Raw genomic sequence first — 3931 nt, 5'->3', positions numbered from 1 at the left:
GCCCGAGGATCAGCAGGCGGTTCGGCCCGCTCGGCAGCCGCGGCGGCACTGCGCGGGCGACGAGCGAGGAGGAGGTGACCGACTGCGAATCGAGGCCGGTGCCGGTCTTCAGCTCGTCGATGCGGCGCTGGGTCTGGGTGATCTCGTCGGTGAGCAGGCTCTTCTGCTGGCCGAGCCGGCCGAAGGCGAGCGAGGCGTCGCTCTGGCCGATCGCCGCCTGCCGCCGCGACGCCTCGATGTTGGAGATCGCCGCGATCTTCTCGGCGAGCACCGCCAGCCGGGTGGTGTCGGCGCTGATCAGGGCCCGGTACTTCTGGCGGGCGAGCTCGGTGAGGTCGCGGTCGAGGCTCGCGAATTCCGGCGCGGCGGGGCGGAACCGCGTCGCGAGCTCCGAGCGCCGGGTCCGCAGCTCGGCGAAGCGCTGGTCGAAGGCGGCGACCGTCGGGTCGGCGTCCGGCGGCGTCGGCTGCCAGCGGTCGGGCCCCGATTCCTTGGTGCGCTTCAGCCGGGTCTCGACGCCCTCGCGCTCGATCTGCGCCGCCGACTTCTGACGGGCGAGGTCGGCGAGCGTGCCGAGGTCGTTCTGCTGCTCGATCGCGAAGCTCGCGGTGTTGGCGCCCTTGAGGTACTTGCCGAGCTGCTGGTCGATCGCGGCGAGCTCGGCGCGGGCGCGTTCCAGCTTGCCCGCGTAGAACGAGGCCGGCGTCTCGTCGGCGTAGACCTCGACGTGGCGGCGCTTGTAGGCGTCGAGCAGGCGGTTGAGGGCGGCTGCGGCGAAGTTCGGGTCGGTCCAGGTGAAGCCGGTGACGATCACGTCCGTCTCCTTGACGAACACGACCCTGAACGAGGCGAGGTAGGCCTCGTACAGCTTCTCGTCCGGGCTGAGATGGCGCAGCAGGCCGATCGCCTCGAAGGGGATCCGGGCGGTGTCGACGACCCAGGTCTTGACCCCCTTGGCGACGCGGACGAGCTGGCGGCCCTGGTAGACGAGCCAGGCGCCCCAATCCTCGGGCGGCGGGCCGAGGTCGCCCACCGGCGTGATCGCCTTCAGCGCCTCGAACTCGCCGCGCACGATGCTCGGGTCGCGCAGGATCTCGATCTCGTTGTTCACGTTCTGCGCGCGCTCGGAGAACATGTAGTTCTGGTTAGTGCCGCCGCCGATCGGCGCGGCCGCCTTCTCGCGGCCGAGGCGGATGATGAGCTTGGCGTCGGCCGTGTACTCGGTCGGGGTCAGCAGCAGGTAGATCCCGGCGCCGACCAGCGCCGCCGCCAGGATCAGCAGCGCCGGGCGGGCATGGCGGAACAGGGCTCCGAGCCCGTCGCGCAGGTCGAAGCCGGGTCGGTCGAACCTGCGCGGCTCGAGGGCGGTCTCGGTCGCGCTCATAGGGCGGCCCTCGCCGTGGTGCTGGTGGAGGTCGTGGCGGCGGGGCCGGTGATGTAGTTCACCCCGAAGCCGGTGCCGTTGAAGAGCAGGATCTGGCGGACCACGAGGTCGACCGCGCGCGCGGTCTTGGCCAGCACCGAGGGCGGCACGTAGACCGTGGCGTTCGGCGGCACGACGATCGAGTCGGCCAGGCCCGGCACGCCGATGTCGACGACCTGCACCGCCCCTTGCGCGCCTCCTTGCGCACCGCTGTCGAAGCGGATGATCCGCACCGCGTCGCCCGCGGCGGTCGGCAGGATGCCGCCGGCGGTGCCGAGCACCTGGGCCAGCGTCCGGGCGCCCGACAGCGTGACCGGGCCGGGCACCCGGACCTCGCCGAACACCATGGTGTTGGCCGGCACCAGCGACGCCAGCCGCACGCTCGGGCTGACCGAGGCGAGGTGATGCCGGTAGGCGGCGGCGAGCGCGGCCGAGACCTCGTTGACGGTGCGGCCGGCCGCCTGGACCGGCGGTACCATCGGCAGGTTGATCTTGCCGTCCGGCTCGATCGCCATCAGCTTGACGCGGCCGATGTCGGACCGCTGGGTCAGGTCGCGGAAGTCGTCGATCGGCGTGCGGAACTTGCGCAGCAGGACCGTGACGACCGGGTTGATCAGGACGTCGTCGTAGGTCTCGCGGATCAGGGTGGCGGCGCGCTCGGGCGACAGCCCGGCGACCATGATGCCGTTCTTGCCCGGAAGCGAGATCCGCCCGTCCGGCCGGACTACAACCGTACGGTTGTATTCCGGGTGGGTCCGGAAATCGACGTCGAACTCGTCGTTCGGGTTCAGCCGGTAGGTCGGCTGCACCACGCTGGAATCGATCAGCAGCGAGATCTCGAGGTTGTCGCCGACGTTGAGGCGGTAGTTCATCAGCCCGAGGCGCATGGTGCGCCCGACCTCCTCCTGCGCCGCGGCGACGACCGCCGGCGGCGCCTCCGGGATCGATCCCGTCTGGGCGACGTCACGGATCGCAGGGTGGGAGGCCTCCCGCGCCCGGGTCGCCATGCAACCCGACAGGGCGGCCGCACAGGCGAGGGCGACCGCGAGGCGGCCCGCCGTCCGGCCGCGCCGGCCAGCATCTCGATCGACAGGAGAAGCACACACCATCATAGGCCTTCAGCCGCACCATGCTCGGCCGCGCCCCGTTCGATAACAACTCCTGAACGTATCGCGGCACTCGGTACAATCTGAGAACCTGGTTAACGAACTTTGAAACCCCTGGGTCCGATCCGACCGTAAGTTGCATTCATTCGCGGGCGTGGCAGAGTGCGCAGACGCCCCGGGCCCCGGGTCCCGGTGGGTTCCGAACCCGGAAGCCCGGCCCACGAGATCCTGCCAGGGGAGCTGCTGTCAGGGGACTCGGTGCCGGGGACACGGTGCCAGGGGACTTGGTGCCGGGGGACCCGGTCAGAGCACCGGCACGCCGCGGAACTTCGCGTGCTCGGACGGCTCCACGTGGATCACCACCACGGCGCCGGGGATCGTGGTCTCGAGCGCGTCCTCGAGCCGGTCGCAGATCTCGTGCGCCTCGCGCACGCTCATCTCGCCGGGCACCACGAGGTGGAAGTCGATGAAGGTCGCTTGGCCCGCGTAGCGCGTCCGCACGTCGTGCGCCTCCAGCGCGCCCTCGCCGTGCAGCGAGATCAGCGCGCGGATCTGCCCGACCATCTCGCCCGGCGCCGCCCGGTCCATCAGCCCGTCGACGGATTCGCGGACCATCTTCCAGCCGGACCACAGGATGTTCAGGGCCACCAGGCCGGCGACGACCGGATCGAGCACAGGGATGCCGGTCGCCAGAACCAGGCCGACGCCGACGAGCACGCCGCCCGAGGTGAACACGTCGGCGAGCACGTGGCGGCCGTCGGCGACCAGCGCCGGCGAGCGCCAGGCCTTGCCCCAGCGCAGCAGCGCCCACGCCCACACCGCGTTGATCACCGTGGCGCCGGCGTTGATGGCCAGCCCCAGGGCGGGGGCGTCGACGGGCTTCGGGGCCAGGATGCCGTAATACGCCTCGCGCAGGATCAGCAGCGACGCGACGATGATCAGCGCCCCCTCGATCACCGCCGAGAAGAACTCCGCCTTGTGGTGGCCGTAGGGGTGGTCGTCGTCGGCCGGCAGGCCGGCGACGCGCAGGGCCACGAACGCGCTGAGCGCCGCGACCACGTTGATGATGCTCTCGAGCGCATCCGAGTACAGCGCGAGGCTGCCGGTGAGCCAGTAGGCGAGGAACTTCAGCCCCGTGACCACCAGGCCAACGACGGCACTGGCGAGGGCGGCTTTCTGGGTGCGGCTCATGACGGGTCCGGGCGATCGACCCGGCGGCCTTAATCGACCGCGCCGGCACAAGGCCACGGCACAGGTTCAAGGCCACGGAACAGGTTCAAGGCGGCAGCACACCTTGCACCGCGGGGAATGGAACTTAGCCGCGGCTATCGCGGATCACGCGGCTGGAGCGGTCCCGTCGGCGCGTGCGGCTTCGCGCGCCTCGCTGCGCGCCCCCTGGGCC

At 71.1% G+C, this 3931-nt stretch carries 3 protein-coding genes; all 3 read right to left on the bottom strand.

Features of this window, described 5'->3' with window-relative positions:
* The coding region (locus FV223_RS22140) for a lipopolysaccharide biosynthesis protein (protein WP_147729015.1) at positions 1–1384 on the bottom strand (1384 nt) is incomplete at its 3' end.
* Positions 1381–2430, bottom strand: a complete 1050-nt coding sequence (locus FV223_RS22135) for a polysaccharide biosynthesis/export family protein (protein WP_243938922.1) — start codon at positions 2428–2430, stop codon at positions 1381–1383. The genes FV223_RS22140 and FV223_RS22135, both read right to left, overlap by 4 nt.
* 402 nt (positions 2431–2832) lie before the next feature.
* Positions 2833–3720: a cation diffusion facilitator family transporter gene (locus FV223_RS22130; RefSeq protein WP_147729013.1), complete on the bottom strand. Its 888-nt coding sequence runs from the start codon at positions 3718–3720 to the stop codon at positions 2833–2835.
* Positions 3721–3931 lie beyond the last annotated feature (211 nt).

The sequence above is a fragment of the Methylobacterium sp. WL116 genome (assembly GCF_008039455.1).
In the GTDB taxonomy this organism is placed as follows: Bacteria; Pseudomonadota; Alphaproteobacteria; order Rhizobiales; family Beijerinckiaceae; genus Methylobacterium.
The sequence above is the reverse complement of the archived record's forward strand: the minus strand, read 5'-3'. Positions and strand labels throughout refer to the sequence as shown.